9 protein-coding genes and 3 pseudogenes are annotated in these 16154 nt (G+C 75.2%); 7 read left to right on the plus strand and 5 right to left on the minus strand.

The genetic code is table 11. From position 1 onward, the window contains the following. Nucleotides 1–90: 90 nt before the first annotated feature. Nucleotides 91–1047: pseudogene (locus ABZ340_RS04865) on the plus strand (aminoglycoside phosphotransferase family protein); the annotation flags it as partial. A gap of 226 nt (nucleotides 1048–1273) precedes the next feature. Here ABZ340_RS04865 and treZ read toward each other — a convergent pair. Continuing rightward, on the minus strand, nucleotides 1274–3019 hold the full coding sequence (treZ, locus tag ABZ340_RS04870; RefSeq protein WP_358780319.1) for a malto-oligosyltrehalose trehalohydrolase: 1746 nt from the start codon (nucleotides 3017–3019) through the stop codon (nucleotides 1274–1276). A 175-nt stretch (nucleotides 3020–3194) separates the two neighbouring features. On the opposite strand from treZ, the gene ABZ340_RS04875 reads away from it, so the two are divergent. Both ABZ340_RS04875 and ABZ340_RS04880 read left to right on the plus strand, forming a co-directional pair. Next, the gene (locus ABZ340_RS04875; RefSeq protein WP_358780320.1) at nucleotides 3195–3746 is read left to right on the plus strand and encodes a DUF1707 and FHA domain-containing protein; all 552 of its coding nucleotides are present in this window, start codon (nucleotides 3195–3197) and stop codon (nucleotides 3744–3746) included. A 165-nt stretch (nucleotides 3747–3911) separates the two neighbouring features. Beyond that, nucleotides 3912–5396, plus strand: a complete 1485-nt coding sequence (locus ABZ340_RS04880; protein WP_358780321.1) for a M14 family zinc carboxypeptidase — start codon at nucleotides 3912–3914, stop codon at nucleotides 5394–5396. Nucleotides 5397–5457: 61 nt separating this feature from the next. On the opposite strand, the pseudogene ABZ340_RS04885 reads toward ABZ340_RS04880, so the two are convergent. Then, nucleotides 5458–6315 (minus strand): annotated as a pseudogene (locus ABZ340_RS04885) (FAD-dependent oxidoreductase); the annotation flags it as partial. Here ABZ340_RS04885 and ABZ340_RS04890 point away from each other — a divergent pair. Next, nucleotides 6272–6508: pseudogene (locus ABZ340_RS04890) on the plus strand (LysR family transcriptional regulator); the annotation flags it as partial. The pseudogenes ABZ340_RS04885 and ABZ340_RS04890 overlap by 44 nt on opposite strands. 83 nt (nucleotides 6509–6591) lie before the next feature. Here the strand turns inward: ABZ340_RS04890 and treY are convergent. Further along, on the minus strand, nucleotides 6592–9000 hold the full coding sequence (gene treY, locus ABZ340_RS04895) for a malto-oligosyltrehalose synthase (protein ID WP_358780322.1): 2409 nt from the start codon (nucleotides 8998–9000) through the stop codon (nucleotides 6592–6594). An 80-nt stretch (nucleotides 9001–9080) separates the two neighbouring features. Here treY and ABZ340_RS04900 point away from each other — a divergent pair, with 80 nt between their 5' ends. Then, nucleotides 9081–10481, plus strand: coding sequence for an MFS transporter (locus tag ABZ340_RS04900; RefSeq protein WP_358780323.1), 1401 nt, complete (start codon nucleotides 9081–9083; stop codon nucleotides 10479–10481). A 21-nt stretch (nucleotides 10482–10502) separates the two neighbouring features. On the opposite strand, the gene glgX is transcribed toward ABZ340_RS04900, so the two are convergent. After that, entirely contained in the window at nucleotides 10503–12620 is a 2118-nt protein-coding gene (gene glgX / locus ABZ340_RS04905) for a glycogen debranching protein GlgX (RefSeq protein WP_358780324.1), read from the minus strand. A 343-nt stretch (nucleotides 12621–12963) separates the two neighbouring features. Between glgX and ABZ340_RS04910 the strand changes: the two genes are divergently transcribed. Together ABZ340_RS04910 and ABZ340_RS04915 are read left to right on the plus strand one after the other, a co-directional pair. Next, nucleotides 12964–14202, plus strand: a complete 1239-nt coding sequence (locus ABZ340_RS04910) for an SAV2148 family HEPN domain-containing protein (RefSeq protein WP_358780325.1) — start codon at nucleotides 12964–12966, stop codon at nucleotides 14200–14202. A 232-nt stretch (nucleotides 14203–14434) separates the two neighbouring features. Beyond that, the gene (locus ABZ340_RS04915) at nucleotides 14435–15157 is read left to right on the plus strand and encodes a 3'-5' exonuclease (protein ID WP_358780326.1); all 723 of its coding nucleotides are present in this window, start codon (nucleotides 14435–14437) and stop codon (nucleotides 15155–15157) included. A 93-nt stretch (nucleotides 15158–15250) separates the two neighbouring features. On the opposite strand, the gene ABZ340_RS04920 is transcribed toward ABZ340_RS04915, so the two are convergent. Beyond that, entirely contained in the window at nucleotides 15251–16114 is an 864-nt protein-coding gene (locus tag ABZ340_RS04920) for an aminoglycoside phosphotransferase family protein (RefSeq protein ID WP_358780327.1), read from the minus strand. Between the last annotated feature and the right edge of the window lie 40 nt (nucleotides 16115–16154).

Below are 16154 nucleotides of genomic sequence, written 5' to 3' on the forward strand. Positions count from 1 at the left end.
TCCCCCGAGCACACCCCCGTACACCCACGGACTTCCGTACACCCACGGACTCCCGTACACCCACGGCCTCCCGGACGACACGGCGCGACCATGACCCAGGCACCGACCCCCACCGCGGACACCGTCCGCCGACTGGCCCGATCCCTGCTGAAGGAGGGTGCGGGTGGCACGGGGCGCCCGGACGCCGCCGGCGGGCCCGACGTCCGGCCCGTCGCGGCGGGCGCGGGCCCCACCACCTGGTGGGTCGGCACCCGTCACGTGCTGCGCCTGGCCGCCGACCGCGAGGCCGCCGTGCGGCAGCGCCGGGAACTGCGCCTGCGCGACCTGGTCCGCCCGCACGTCCCCGTCAGAGTGCCGGCGAGCGTGGCCCGCGGCGAGTGGGCGCCGGGCCTGTCCTGCACGCTGGACACCAGGCTGCCCGGCGGCTCGGGCGAGGAGCACGAGGTGTCCGCCCTCGGCGAGGCCGACCTCGCCGGGCTGCTCACGGGGCTGCGGGAGGTGCCGGTGCGGCAGGCGCAGACCCTCGGCGTGCCGCGGGCCGCCCCGCGCGACCTGCGGGCGCTGCGCCTGGCCGCCGAACGCGCCGCCCGGCGCCTGGCCGAGGCCGACGAGTTCGACCCGGCCCCGCTCACCCAGCTCACTCCGTCGGCCACGGCACAGCTCACCGCCCAGCCGGGCACTCCGGTCCTCGTCCACCACGCCCTGACCGCTGAGCACCTCGTCGTCAGCGCCGACGGCCGGGTGCGCGGCGTCCTCGGCTGGGGCGACGCGGTCGTCGGCGACCCCGCCGAGGACATCGCCGGGCTCGCGCGCGCCGTCGGCTCCCCGGCCGCCGTGCGCGCCGCGACCCTCGCCGGATACGGCGCCCGCCCCTGCCTGCGCGGCCTGTGGCTCGCCCGCTGCGACACGGTCGTCCGCCTCGCCGACGCCCTCACGGGCCCCGCCCCCGCCCCGCCGCCCCTGCTGCGGACCCAGCTGCGGCGCGCCTGGGAGGCGATCCTGCTGGAGCGGGTGACGGAACTGCGCGACGACGGCGCGGAGGACGCGGCCGGACACGAGCGTGGCGCGGCCCGTTGCGGAGGAGACGCGGCTGGGCACGGAGGGGACGCGGCTGGGTACGGAGGGGACGCGGTCCACCACGGGGGCGACGAGACCGGGCACGGGAAGGGCACGGCCTGCCGCGGGGGCGGCGAGGACGACGGGGACGACGCCCCGTAACCGTCCTGCCGGGCCGGCCCGCCCCCGGCCGCCCCCCGCGGCCCGCCCCCCGCGCTCACTCCTGCAGCAGCACCACGCTCGACTCCCCGGGAACGCGCAGCATCCCGTCCCCGCCCGGGGCGTCGACCGGCTCCCACGCGGCGAGCACGCGCGCGGGGCGGGTGCCCAGGGGGATCGTGGCCGGCTCCGCGCCGAGGTTGACGGCCACCCGGATGTCCCCGCGCCGGAAGGCGAACCAGCGCCGGCCGCGGTCGTAGGCGACCTTGGTGTCGGCGAGGTCGGGATCGGTGAGGTCGGGCTGTGCGTGCCGGAGGGCGATGAGCGTGCGGTACCAGGCCAGCACGCGCGCGTGGGGCTCACGCTCCGGTTCGGACCAGTCGAGGCAGGAGCGGTCGCGGGTCGCCGGGTCCTGCGGGTCGGGCACGTCCTCCTCCTTCCAGCCGTGCGCCGCGAACTCCCGCCGCCTGCCGCGCCGTACCGCGTCGGCGAGCTGGGGGTCGGTGTGGTCGGTGAAGAACTGCCACGGGGTGCCCGCCGCCCACTCCTCGCCCATGAACAGCATCGGCGTGAAGGGGGCGGTCAGCGTCAGCGTGGCCGCGCAGGCCAGCAGGCCGGGGGAGACCAGGGCGGACAGGCGGTCGCCCTGGGCGCGGTTGCCGACCTGGTCGTGGGTCTGGCTGTAGCCGAGCAGCCGGTGCGCGGCCACGCGGGTGCGGTCCAGGGGGCGGCCGTGGCCGCGGCCGCGGAAGCTGGAGTACGTGCCGTCGTGGAAGTAGCCGCCGGTGAGCGTCTTGGCGAGGGCGGCGAAGGGATCGCGGGCGAAGTCGGCGTAGTAGCCCTGCGACTCCCCGGTCAGCGCGGCGTGCAGGGCGTGGTGGAAGTCGTCGTTCCACTGCGCGTCCACGCCGAGGCCGCCCTCCGCGCGCGGGGTGATGATCCGCGGGTCGTTCCGGTCGGACTCGGCGATCAGGAACAGCGGGCGGCCCGTCTCGGCGGCCAAGGCGTCCACCGCCGTGGACAGTTCCTCCAGGAAGTGGCACGCGCGCGTGTCCACCAGCGCGTGCACCGCGTCCAGCCGCAGCCCGTCGATCCGGTAGTCGCGCAGCCACGCCAGCGCGCTCTGCACGAGATACGCGCGCACCTCGTCCGAGCCGGGCGCGTCCAGGTTCACGGCGACGCCCCACGGGGTGTGGTGGATGTCGGTGAAGTACGGGCCGAAGGCGGGCAGGTGGTTGCCGGACGGGCCGAGGTGGTTGTGCACCACGTCCAGGACCACGCCCAGCCCCAGGGAGTGGGCCCGGTCGACGAAGCGTTTCAGCGCCTCGGGCCCGCCGTACGGCTCGTGCACCGCCCACGGCGAGACGCCCTCGTACCCCCAGCCGTGCCGGCCGGGGAACGGGCACAGCGGCATCAACTCCACGTGCGTGACGCCCAGCCGGACCAGATGGTCCAGCCGCTCGGCGGCGGCGTCCAGCGTGCCCTCGCGCGTGTACGTGCCCACGTGCAGCTCGTACAGGACCGCCCCCGGCAGCGGGCGCCCGGACCACTCGGCGCGCCAGGCGTACCGCCCGTGGTCGACGACCGCGCTCAGCCCGTCCGGGCCGTCCGGCTGCCGCCGCGACCGCGGGTCGGGCAGCACCGGCCCGTCGTCCAGCGCGAAACCGTACCGGGAGCCGTCCCGCGCCTGAGCCTCCCCCCGCCACCACCCCGGCCGCTCCGGATCGCGCTCCAACGCGTGCGTGACGCCGTCGCACTGGAGCGTCACACGGCCGGCCTGCGGTGCCCACACCTCGAACTGCACGGACGGTTCCCCTTCGTCTGCTCACGGTGACGTAGCCCGTCCATCGTGCTGCACACAGGATCAATCCGCTGGTGAATGGCGCCTTTCGCGCCGGGTGTCGCCAAACGCGCGCGCGGGAGGCGGCCGTCCGGCCGCTTTCTGGACACCCCGGCCACGCTGACCGACAATCACATGTGTGACGTCGTCTTTCGAGTTCCCCACCTACCCCGCGCGGCTGTCCGACGCGGAGCGGGACAAGGCGCTGAAGGCGCTCCGGGAGGGCGTCGCCCTGGGCCGCCTGTCGCACGACACGTTCATCCGCCGGATGGAGCTGGCGCTGGCCGCCCGCCACGCGGAGGAGCTCGCCGTGCTCACCGCCGACCTGCCCGCCGAGAACCGGGCGTCACGGCTGGTGTTCGGCGCGGTCGAGGCGGTCTCCGGCTTCACCGTACGGCTGCGCCGGGCCTGGCAGGCCGAGCGGCTCCCCAAGCTGCTGCTGCCCCACCCCGGCACCGGCCGGCCGCTGCGCATCGGCCGGGACCCCGCCAACGGGCTGCGGCTGAGCCACGAGACGGTCTCCCGCGTGCACGCCGAACTCGGCTTCCAGGGCGGCATGTGGGTCCTGCGCGACCTCGGATCGACCAACGGGACGACCGTCAACGGGCGCCGGGTCGTCGGCGCCGCCGTCGTCCGCCAGGGCGACCAGATCGGCTTCGGGCAGATGGTGTTCCGGCTGTCGGCCGGCTGAGCGGGCGGCACACGGGGCGGCACCCCACCTCTGGCCTTGGCATCGCTCCCGGTCGGCGTATCGGGAACGCACAACTTCCGCTTTCCGCCGCGGTGTTGACGTACCCGGCAAGTCGTGACTGACTGTGCGTACACCGTGCACCGCAGGTGAACCGACGGCGCCACATTGTGGAGGTGTGCCTTGACGCCCCTCCTCCGCTACCCGACCGCCGACGAACTCGGCGCCCGGGCCGCCTCGCTCGCCGCCCGCCACCCCGGCACCGCGCGCCTGCGCCGCGTCGGCGCCTCCCGCGCGGGCACCCCCTTGTGGCTGCTGTCCGTCGGCCGCGGCAGCCGCCAGGCCCTGGTCGTGGCCGGACCCCACGCCAACGAACCCGTCGGCGGCGCCACCGTGCTGCGGCTGGCCGAACGCGCCCTGGCCGACCCCCGGCTCACCGAGGACGCCGACGCCACCTGGAACCTGCTGCTGTGCCTCGACCCCGACGGCCTGCGCCGCAACGAGGGCTGGCTGACCGGCCCCTACACCCTCGGCCACTACGCGCGTCACTTCTTCCGCCCCGGCTTCCTCGAACAGCCCGAATGGCTGCCCGACGGCGCGGCCCGCGCCACCCTGCCGGAGACCCGCGCCCTGCTCGCCCTCCAGGACGAACTGCGGCCCTTCCTCCAGTGCTCCCTGCACGGCGTCGACGTCGGCGGCGGCTTCGTCGAGGTGACCCACAGCCTGCCGGGCCTGCCGCAGCGCCTCGCCCGCACCGCGGCCCGCCTCGGCATCCCCCGGGAGCTGGGCCCCTACGACGCCCTGCACTGGCCGGAGCTGGGCCCCGCCGTCTACCGCATCCCCCCGCCGCGCCGGGGCGACCTGACCGAGGCCATCACCGAGGCCGCCGTGGAGTCGACGTGGTGCCACCCGAACCGGTACGGCACCGTCACCGCGGTCGTCGAGGCGCCGATGTGGGGCGTGGCCGCCGTGGCGGACGGCTCGCCGCCCGCCGACCCCGACGCGCTCCTGCGCACCGTCAGCCGTACCCTGCGCCGCGACACCCGCATCCTGCGCGCCCTCCTCGCCCGCGTCCGGCCCCACCTCGCCGCCGGTCCCGGCACGGCCTGCCTGCTCGCGCCCGTCGACGACTACCTCCTGGTCTGCCCCCGGCTCGCCGACATGTGGGACCCCGACACCGACGACGGCACGGGACGCCCCCTCCCGCCGCTGAGCACCGCCCACCTGACGGCCCTGCGCATCGCGGCCCGCCGGCTGGTCCTGCGGACGGCGGGACTGCTGCACCAGCTGGTACGGGGCGCCGGGCGCGATCCGGCCGGCGCGCTGCCGGAGCTGGACCGGCTCCTCGACGCGTGGTGCGCCGACTACCGCGACGGCTGCGGGGCGCGCTGGATCCCGGTCGCGCGCCAGGCCGAGTACCAGGCCCGGATGGTGCTCGCCCTGTTCGAGCTCGCCGGGCGGCACGCACCCGGCCGCTCCCGTCCGGGCCACCCGGGCCATCCAGACCACTCGGACCACCCGGGCAGCTCGGACCACTCGGGCCATCCGGACTACCCGGACTGCCTGGATCATCCTGACCGCTCGGACCGCTCGGACCGCTCGGACCATCCGGGGCGGAGCCCGCGGGCCGCCGTGCCCCTGCGCCGGGACTGACCTGCCGGGCCCGCGTCCCGCGGTCCCGCACGGCCGGGCCGCGGGACGCGGGCTCCGGCGTTCACTGCTGGTGCAGCCCGCGCCCCGCCAGCGTCAGGAACACCTCGCCGACCGCCTCCGACAGCGTCGGATGCGCGTGGACGTGCCGCGCCACGTCGGAGGGCTCGGCGTCCCAGCCGACGATCAGCTGGCTCTCGGCGATCATCTCCGACACGTGCGGGCCCACCAGGTGCACGCCCAGCACCCGTCCGCCGCCCGCCTCGGCGACGACCTTCACCATCCCGCCCTGCCCGTGCACCATGCCCTTGGCGATCGCGGTCGGCGGCATCGTGCCGACGTCCACCTCGTGCCCGCGCGCGCGTGCCTCCGCCTCGCTCAGGCCCACGGAGGCCGTCTGCGGTGACGAGTACGTCACCCGGGGCACGGCCGCGTAGTCGACGGGAGCGGACGGCACGCCCGCCAGCGTCTCGGCCACCAGCAGGCCCTCCGCGAAGGACGCGTGGGCCAGTCCGAGCGACGGCGGCGGCAGCAGGTCGCCGACCACGTGGATACCGGGTACCGCCGTCTCCAGCCGGTCCCAGTCGGCCGGTACGACGAACCCGCGCGCGTCCGTCGCCAGGCCCGCGGCGGCCAGGTCCAGGCCGTCGGTGACCGGGGCGCGGCCCACCGCGACCAGCAGCCGCTCGGCCTCCACGGCGCGGGTCTCGCCCCGCGCCGTGCGCACACGCGCGCGTACCCCGTCGTCGAGCACCTCCGCGTCCAGCAGCCGGGCGCCCGCCTGCACGTCGACACCGCGCTTCTTCAGACCGCGCGTCAGATGACGGGCCACGTCCGCGTCCTCCAGCGGCACGATCCGGTCGGCGGCCTCCACGAGGGTGACCTCCGCGCCCATCGAGCGGTGGAAGGAGGCGTCCTTCACCCGCGCGGCCGAGGTGCTGCACGTCACCCAGCCCGCGCTCTCCCACCAGATCAAGGCCCTGGAGCGGTCGGTCGGCGGCGCGCTGCTGGAGCGCATGCCACGCGGCGTGCGCCTGACCCCGATGGGGCGCGCCTTCCGGCCGCACGCCGAACTCGCCGTCCGCAGCGCCGCCCAGGCCCGCCGCGCGGCCCGGACCGCCCCGCGACGTCCGAGAGACGTCCGAGACATCCGCGGCGGGCTCCGGACGGCCGCCGGCTGACCAGGCCCCGGGCAGGGTCAGCCGCGCTCCCCGGCCGCCTCCGCCTCCGCCCGCTCCAGCAGCGCCACCGGCAGCCGCGCGAACAGCTCCTCCACGCGCGCGTGCCCCGAGAACACGCGCCCGGGGGCGAGCACGTCGGCCCACCGCCCCGGCGGCAGCGGCAGCACCGTCTCCCGCCAGCCGCCCTCCTGGGCCAGCCGCAGCGACAGCCGGGTCACGGCCGTGAGCACCTCGCCGGAGCGCGCGAACGCCACGCAGTGGCCCGCCGCGGGCCCCTCGGCGGCCAGCGGCTCGTACGTCGCGGTGTCACCGAAGGCGTCCGGCCGCCGCGCGCGCAGCCGCAGCGCCGCCCGCGTCACCGCCGCCTTCTCGCCGGGGTCGGCGGGCGGATACGCCACGGGGCGCCGGTTGTCGGGGTCCACCAACGCCCGGTACTCGGCCTCGGTGCCCTGGTAGAGGTCCGGCACGCCCGGCATCGTGAGGTGGATCAGGGCCGTGCCGAGGACGTTGGCCCGGACGTGGGGCTCCAGGCTCTTGCGGAAGGCGGCCACCCGCTCGCCCGGCGCCCCGCACGGGCCCGCCGCCACGAACCGCTCCACCGCCTCCTCGTACGGTGGCTCCCGCTCCGTCCAGCTGGTGTACATCCCCGCCTCGCGCACGTGCTTCAGCAGCGCCTGCCGCACGCGCTCCGCGTCCGCGGGCCCCAGCCCGAACACCGTCTGCCAGGCCGCCCACGCCAGCTGCGCGTCGGGCACGCCGTCACCGGTGCGGGTGACCTCCGTCAGGACGTCCGCCCAGCGTCGCGGCGCCTCGGTGAGCACGGCCAGGGCCGCCCGCACGTCGGCGCTGCGCTTGGTGTCGTGCGTGGAGACGACCGTGCCGGTCAGCGGCCAGTCGCGCTGCACGCGCGCGCAGTAGGCGTGGAACCGCTCGGGGGAGACCGCGGGGGCGCCCGGGTCGCCGCCCACCTCGTTCGCCGACAGCAGCGGCACATAGCGGTAGAACGCCGTGTCCTCCACGGACTTGGCGCGCAGCGCGGAGGCGGTCTGCGCGAACCGCGTCCGGAACTCCACGTGGTCCGGCCCGTCCCCGGCCCGCCCGAGCACCAGGTCCCGCACGACGTCGACCGCGCCGGCCTCCTCCGGCACCGCGAACGCCTCCCGCGCCTGACGCGCCGCCTCCTCGGTGACGACCGACGCCGCGTCGACCGACGCGTACGGCCGGTAGACCTCCATGCGGACCAGCAGCTCCCGCAGCGCGGTGCGCAGCGCCCACGGCGCGCGGTCGCGCAGCGCGGGGTCGGGCGAGGTGGCGCACAGGCGGTGCGCCACCCGGGTCAGCCGGGCGCACTCGGTGGCCAGCTCGTGCGTGAGCACCTTGTACGCCGCCCGCCGCGCCGTCGCCGCCCAGTCGCCGCCCCGGTCCGTCTGCGGCGCCGCGAAGCGCCGGTACTGGCCGAGGAGCTCTCCGTGGCCCGCCGGATCGGTGAAGAGCCCGTCGACGTGGCGCAGGGCGTCGTAGCCGGTGGTGCCCGCCACCGGCCACGACGCGGGCAGGTGCTCCCCGTCCGCGAGGATCTTCTCCACGACCGTCCACCGGCCGCCGGTCGCCTCGTGCAGCCGCCGCAGGTAGGTGTCGGGGTCGGCGAGCCCGTCGGGGTGGTCGACGCGCAGCCCGTCGAGCACGCCCTCGCGCAGCAGCCGCAGGATCGTGGCGTGCGTCGCCTCGAACACCTCCGGGTCCTCCACCCGCACCCCGATCAGCTCCGAGATGCTGAAGAACCGCCGGTAGTTCAGCTCCGTGCGGGCCAGCCGCCACCACACCGGCCGGTACCACTGCGCGTCCAGCAGCTGCGGCAGCGGCAGGTCCCCGGTGCCCTCCCGCAGCGGGAAGACGTGCTCGTGGTAGCGCAGCACGTCGCCGTCGACCCGCAGGTCGCCGATCACCTCGCCCAGCGGCCCGCCGAGCACCGGCACCAGCACCTGCCCGCCCTGCGCCTCCCAGTCGATGTCGAACCACCGCGCGTACGGCGACGCGGGCCCCTCCCGCAGCACCTCCCACAGGGCGCGGTTGTGGCGCGGGGACATCGCCATGTGGTTGGGGACGATGTCCGCCACCAGGCCGAGCCCGTGCTCCCGCGCGGTGCGCGCCAGCGCCCGCAGCCCCTCCTCGCCGCCCAGCTCCTCCCGCACGCGCGCGTGGTCCACGACGTCGTACCCGTGCGGCGAGCCGGGCACGGCCTCCAGGACGGGGGACAGGTGCAGGTGCGAGACGCCGAGCGAGGCCAGGTACGGCACGGCGGCCGCCGCGGCCCCGAAGGGGAACTCGGGCTGGAGCTGGAGCCGGTACGTCGCGGTGGGGGCGGCGGGCGGCGCGAAGGCACCGGGGCCCGCGGGCACCACCGGGTCGGATCGCTCAGGTGTCATGGAAAGCTACGTACCCGCCCGGCCGTCCTTCGTGTCATCGGCCCCTCCACGGGCGTACCCGCGCGGGCTAGCCTCGAGCGATGGGGAGCACGCGGCGGCGCGGCGCGCTGGAGACGTACCGAGAGGTCATCGGCCTGACCGGACCGCTGCTGCCGGTCGTGTCGTTCCTGGGGCGGCTGCCCACGGCCACGATCCAGTTCGGCAGCGTCCTGCTGGTCGCCCGGACGAGCGGCTCGCTGGCCGCGGCCGGGCTGACCGGCGGCGCGCTCGCCGTCGGGCAGGTGGCCTGCGGCCCCCTGGTGGGCCGGCTCGCCGACCGGCACGGCCAGCGCCCGGTCGTCCTCGCCTTCGGCCTCGCCAACGCCCTCGCGATCGCCGCGCTGGTGGCCGGGGCGCTCGCCGGGCTGCCGACGCCCCTGCTGGCCCTCCTGGCCGTGTGCACGGGCGCCTGCGTGCCGCTGATCGGGCCGCTGGCCCGCACCCGCCTGGTGGCCCTCGCCCGCCGCGCGCGGGCCCCCGAGTCCACGGTCGGTGCCGCCCTGTCCTTCGAGAGCGCCCTGGACGAGGTCTCCTTCGTGCTGGGCCCGGCCCTGGTCGGCCTGGCGGCGGTGCTGGCCCATCCGGCGTACGCCCTGGGCGCCGCGGCGGCCCTGGTGGCGCTGTGCGGCACGGGCTTCGCGCTCCACCCGACGGCGCGGGCGACGGCGCCCCCGCCGGCGGACACCGCTCCGGGCACGGGTACTGCTCCGGGCACGGGTACTGCTCCGGGCACGGGTACTGCTCCGGGCACGGGTACTGCTCCGGGCACGGGTGCCGCCTCGGACAAGGGCACCACCCCGGACCCCGGTACCGCCGCGCCCTCGCGGGCCGCTTCCCGGATGCCCCGCTCCGTCCACGCCCTGTGGGCCTCCCTCGCCCTCCAGGGAGCGATGTTCGGCGCCTGCCAGGCGGGGATCACCGCGCTCACCGAGCGGCTCGGGCAGCCGGACCAGGCCGGGCTCGTGTACGCGGCGATGGGGGTGATGAGCGCGGTCGCGGGGCTGGCCATGGCCGCCGTCCCCGCCCACGTCGGGCTGAGGGCGCGCTGGCGGGCGGCCACCGCGACCGCGTTCGCGCTGTCGCTGCCCCTGCTGTGGACGGGCAGCCTCCCCGCCCTCTACGCCGTCGTCACCGTCCTCGGCGTCGCGTACGCCCCGCACCTGATCACCGTGTTCGCGCTCACCGAGCGGACGGTGCCGCCGGCCCGGCTTGCCGAGGCGATGGCCTTCGCGACGAGCGCGCTCGTCGGCGGCCAGGCCCTCGCGATCGCCGTCACGGGCCGGCTCGCCGAAGCGCACGGCCCCGCCGCGGCCTTCGCGGCCGGGAGCCTGGCCGCCGCGCTGGCCTGCGCCGTCGCACTGGCGGCGCGTCCGGCGCCGTACGCCGGACGCGCCCGGGGCGCCCTCCCCGCGCGCGTGCCGGACCGGCCGACGCGCACGTAGACCTTCACACCCCCTGAGCCCTCAGACCGGCCGCTGCAGCACCGTCAGACTCCGGTCCACCAGCGTCAGCCGCTCCCCGGCGTGCACCTTCGGGCCCGTGTCCGGCGGTACGCCGTCCGGGCGGGAGGTGTCGACCACCACCTGCCACTGCCGGCCGTGGTTCATCGGGACGACGAACTCCAGCGGCTTCGGCGAGGCGTTGAACATCAGCAGGAACGAGTCGTCCGTGATGCGCTCCCCGCGCGGCCCCGGCTCGGAGATCGCGTTGCCGTTGAGGAACACCGTCAGCGCCGACGCCTGCGCCGAGGTCCAGTCCCGCTGGGTCATCTCCCGGCCCTCGGGAGTGAACCAGGCGATGTCCGACAGGTCGTCGTGGGTGCCCTCCACGGACCGCCCGTGGAAGAAGCGGCGGCGGCGGAAGACCGGGTGGTCCTTGCGCATCCACACCATCGCGCGCGTGAACTCCAGCAGTTCGCCGGGCAGCCCCTCGCCGTCGGGCCACTCCACCCAGGAGACCTCGTTGTCCTGGCAGTAGGCGTTGTTGTTGCCCCGCTGGGTGCGGGCGAACTCGTCGCCGTGGCTGATCATGGGCACGCCCTGGGACAGCAGCAGGGTGGCGATGAAGTTCCGCATCTGCCGCGCCCGCAGCTCCCGCACGGCCGGGTCGTCGGTGTCGCCCTCGACCCCGCAGTTCCAGGACCGGTTGTGGCTCTCGCCGTCCCGGTTGTCCTCGCCGTTGGCCTCGTTGTGCTTGTGGTTGTACGCCACCAGGTCGTGCAGGGTGAACCCGTCGTGGCAGGTGACGAAGTTGATCGACGCGAGCGGGCGCCGGCCGTCGTCCTGGTACAGGTCGGACGACCCGGTCAGCCGGGACGCGAACTCCGCCAGCGTCCGCGGCTCGCCCCGCCACAGGTCCCGTACGGTGTCCCGGTACTTGCCGTTCCACTCGGTCCACAGCGGCGGGAAGTTGCCCACCTGGTAGCCGCCCTCGCCCACGTCCCACGGCTCGGCGATCAGCTTCACCTGGGAGACCACCGGGTCCTGCTGCACCAGGTCGAAGAACGACGACAGCCGGTCCACCTCGTGGAACTGCCGGGCGAGCGTGGCCGCGAGGTCGAAGCGGAACCCGTCGACGTGCATCTCGGTGACCCAGTACCGCAGCGAGTCCATGATCAGCTGGAGCACGTGCGGGGACCGCATTAGCAGGGAGTTCCCCGTGCCGGTCGTGTCCATGTAGTAGCGGGGGTCGTCCGCCAGCCGGTAGTAGCTCGGGTTGTCGATGCCCTTGAAGGACAGCGTCGGGCCCAGGTGGTTGCCCTCGGCGGTGTGGTTGTAGACCACGTCGAGGATCACCTCGATCCCCGCCTCGTGCAGCGCCTTCACCGCCGACTTGAACTCCAGGACCTGCTGGCCCCGGTCACCCCAGGAGGCGTAGGCGTTGTGCGGGGCGAAGAAGCCGATGGTGTTGTAGCCCCAGTAGTTGTTCAGGCCCATGTCCACCAGGCGGTGGTCGTTGACGAACTGGTGCACCGGCATCAGCTCCAGTGCGGTGACCCCCAGCTTGGTCAGGTGGTCGATGACCGCCGGATGGGCGAGCGCGGCGTAGGTGCCGCGCAGCTCCTCGGGCAGCCCCGGGTGCCGCATGGTGAGGCCCTTGACGTGGGCCTCGTAGATCACCGTGCGGTGGTACTCGGTGCGGGGGAGCCGGTCGTCGCCCCAGTCGAAGTACGGATTGACCACGACCGACGACATGGTGTGCGGCGCCGAGTCCAGGTCGTTGCGCCGGTCGGGCTCGTCGAAGTGGTAGCCGTACACCTCCTCGCCCCACTGGATCGAGCCGCTGATCGCACGCGCGTACGGATCGAGGAGCAGCTTGGCGCTGTTGCAGCGCAGTCCGCGCTCCGGCGCGTACGGGCCGTGCACGCGGTAGCCGTACCGCTGACCCGGCATCACGCCCGGCACGTACGCGTGCCGGACGAACGCGTCGCTCTCGCGCAGCTCGATCGCCGTCTCCGAGCCGTCGTCGTGCAGCAGACACAGCTCTACTCGGTCGGCGGCCTCCGTGAAGACCGCGAAGTTGGTGCCGGCGCCGTCGTAGGTGGCACCGAGTGGGTATGCCTCTCCAGGCCAGACCTGCATGGATACGACTCTTTCAGGTGGGGGGCGGCGGCGGGGACGCCTTGGCCCCGAGTCTCCGCAAAAGTGGGGGAACCACCTAGGGCTTATCCCCCCTTACCGGACGATCAACCAGTGGGGCGGAGCCGTACTCCCGGGGCCGGTGGGGGAGAGGACCGCGGCGCCCGGTGGCGCCACCGCTATGAATCCGCTCACTCCGGGGGACCTTCGTGATCATAACGGGCGGGCGCAAAACGGTAGTTGAGAACAAGCCTGCCCATCGGGCTGCACCGCGCACCGCTCCCGGAGTAGGCTTCCTTGATCGTTGAGACGGGGAGTGCCCGGGGGAGTGGAAGGCGGTGCGCGGGTGGGCTCGGGAGGGCTGGAGCTGCCCCCTGGTGACGAGGGTCACGAGGGGAACTCCACGGACGTCCCGCCCGGTGCGGTGTCCCTGGCGCGGCCGGTGAACGCGGGTGCGATCGGTCCGGAGCTGGACTGGGACGCCGAGGCCTGGCACGAGGTGCGCACCCGTGCCCAGCGCGCCGGCCGGGCCTACATCTGGCTGAACCTGGTGGAACAGCGGCTGCGCGCGGTCGTGGCCGCCGTGCTGCGGCCCGTGTACGAACCCGTCCACGGCGACGAGTGGGTGGTGGCCGCGGCCGGGCCCGCCGGACAGGAATGGGTGCAGCGGGCGGTCGCCGTACGGGAGGTCAGCCGCCGCAAGGGCTACCTGCTCGACCCGGCCGACGACAACGTCCTCAGCTTCCTGACGCTGCCGCAGCTGCGGGAGCTGATGGTGCAGCACTGGCCCTGCTTCGAGCCCTACATCGACGAGCGGCGGGACCTGGAACTCGCCCTCGACGAGCTGGAGGTGACCCGCAACGTCGTCTCCCGCAACCGGGCGCTGTCGGAGGCGGTGCTCGGCCAGGCCGAGCGGGCCTCGGCCCGGCTGCTGGAGATCCTCGGCGCGGGCGGTGACGTCCCCTCGGCGCGGCGGCTGCCCGTCGACGCGGTGGAGGACCTGGTCGGCGACCGGTACGCCGACGTGGTGGCGGTCCACCCGGACCGGGTGCGGCTGCTGCGCCAGTTCCCCGCCGAGGACATCTTCGGCGGCGCCCGCCGCCTCGACGCCATCGGCACCGGCCTCAATCTGCTGGTGCAGAACTTCTCCGGGCGGCGTCTGGTGCGGCTGGCCGAGTCCGGCTGCCGGGTGCGGCTGCTGTTCCTGAACCCGGCTTCCAGCGCGGTCAAGCGGCGCGAGCGCGAACTCGGCATCAAGCGCGGGGAGCTGAGCCGCGCCGTGGAGACGAACATCCTGCACATGCGCCGGGTGCGCTCCCGGCTGCGCGATCCGGGGGCCTTCGAGATCCAGGTCTTCGACGAGACGCCCCGTTTCACGGCCTACCTCGTCGACGGCGACGGCGCGGACGGCATCGCGGTCGTGCAGTCCTATCTGCGCCGGACGCGGGGCATGGAGGCCCCCGTCCTCGTCCTGCGCAACGGGAGCAGGCTGGTCAAGTCGGACCAGGTCGACGAAGGCGGACTCTTCCCCACCTATCGTGAGGAGTTCGAGCTGATGTGGGCGGATTCGCGGCCTGTGTCGTGAGGGGCTCGCCGCGGGCCGCGAGGCCACGGGGTCGTGGGCCGTGGGGTCGTGGGCCGTGGGGCCGCGGGGTGAGCGGGAGTCCGAGCAGGCCGTGCTCAGGCCGCGCTCAGGCTCTGAGCAGGGTCTGAGCAGGGTCTGAGCACGGCCCGGGCGGCAGGCGCTCCCCGCATTGTCAGTGGCGCATGCGAAGGTGGAGACCACTGGGGGAACGCACCACCGAGAAGGGGTCCGCATGGGCTGGCACCGGGAGTCGCTGATCGGCTTCGACCTGGAGACGACGGGGACCGACCCGTACGAGGCACGCATCGTCACGGGCGCCGTGATCGAGGTCAGGGGCGGGGAGCCGCGGGGCCGCCGGGAGTGGCTGGCCGACCCGGGCGTGGAGATCCCGGCGGACGCGGTCGCGGTCCACGGGATCAGCAACGAGCGGGTGGCGGCCGAGGGCCGGCCGGCCGGCCAGGTGGCCGACGCCATCGCCGGCCTCCTCGTGGACCACTGGAGGGCGGGCGTCCCGGTGGTCGCCTACAATGCGGCCTTCGATCTGACCTTGCTCTCAGCCGAGCTGCGGCGCCACGGACTGCCGTCCCTGCGCGACCGGCTGGGCGGCCGGGACCCCGCCCCCGTCATCGACCCGTACACGATCGACCGGGCCGTCGACCGCTACCGCCGCGGCAAGCGCAACCTGGAGGCGGTCTGCGCCGAGTACGGGGTCACGCTCGGCACCGCCCACGACGCCGCGGCCGACGCCCTCGCCGCGGCCCGGCTGGCCTGCGCGATAGCCGTCCGCCACCCCAAAGTCGCGGCCCTCGGCCCGGCGGAGCTGCACCGCCGGCAGATCGAGTGGTACGCCGAGTGGGCGGCGGACTTCCAGGACTTCCTGCGCCGCAAGGGCGACGCGGGCGCCGTGGTGGACGGCACGTGGCCGCTGCGGGAGCCGGCCCAGGAGCGGGTCTGAGGCCGGGCGCCCTCCCCTTCCCTTCCTCTCCTTTCCCTTCCCGCGCCGCCGCCCCGTCGGTGCCGGTGCGTTGAGGGCTCGGGGCGAGGGGCGTCAGAACGGATACCAGCGCACCGTGGGGTCCCCGTCCCGCAGCGACGCCACCCGGCGCCGGAACTCGGCCAGCGCCTCGGGATTGCTCGGGGCGTGCTGCGCCACCCACGCGCAGCTGGCCGTCTCACGGGCGCCGCGCAGCACGGCACACCCCTCCCACTCCCGCACGTCCCAGCCGTAGGCGGCGGTGAAGGAGTCGTACGCCTCGGCCGGGAGGCCGTAGCGGTCCCGGGAGAGGGCCATGACCACCAGGTCGTGCTCGCGCAGGTCCGAGGAGAAGGTCTCCAGGTCGACCAGGACCGGCCCGTCGGGCCCGATGTGCACATTGCGGGGCAGCGCGTCGCCGTGGATCGGTCCCGGCGGCAGCTGCGGGGTGAGCGCGGCGGCGGCCGAGGCGAAGCCGTCACGGCGCTCGCGCAGATACGCCGCGTCCGCGGGGTCGATCGCGTCGCCCGCGAGGCGCAGCCAGCGTTCCACACCGCCCAGCAGGTCGCGGGGCGGCAGGCCGAAGGAAGGGGAGGGCAGCGCGTGCACGATCCGCAGCAGCTCGGCCAGGTCCCGCGGCTCGGCGGGCCGTACCGGGTCGGGCAGCCGGTGCCACACGGTCACCGGGTGGCCCTCGGTCAGCAGCGCCTTCGGCTCCGCCGCCCGCACCGCCGGCACGCCCGCCTCCTCCAGCCACACCGCGATGTCCAGCTCCCGGCGCGCCCGGTCGAGGAGTTCGGCGTCGCGGCCCACCTTGACGACCAGGTCACCGGCGGCGAACACCGCGTTCTCGCCCAGGGCGAGCAGTCGCGCGTCCCGTGCCGCGCCGGGCAGCACCCCCGCCGCGGCCAGTACGTCCCGCGCCCGTGCCTCGTCCATCGTCCGCCTCCGTCGTCCTGTCATGCCGTCGTGTCCATGT

Source organism: Streptomyces sp. NPDC006134, assembly GCF_040628835.1.
In the GTDB taxonomy this organism is placed as follows: domain Bacteria; phylum Actinomycetota; class Actinomycetes; order Streptomycetales; family Streptomycetaceae; genus Streptomyces.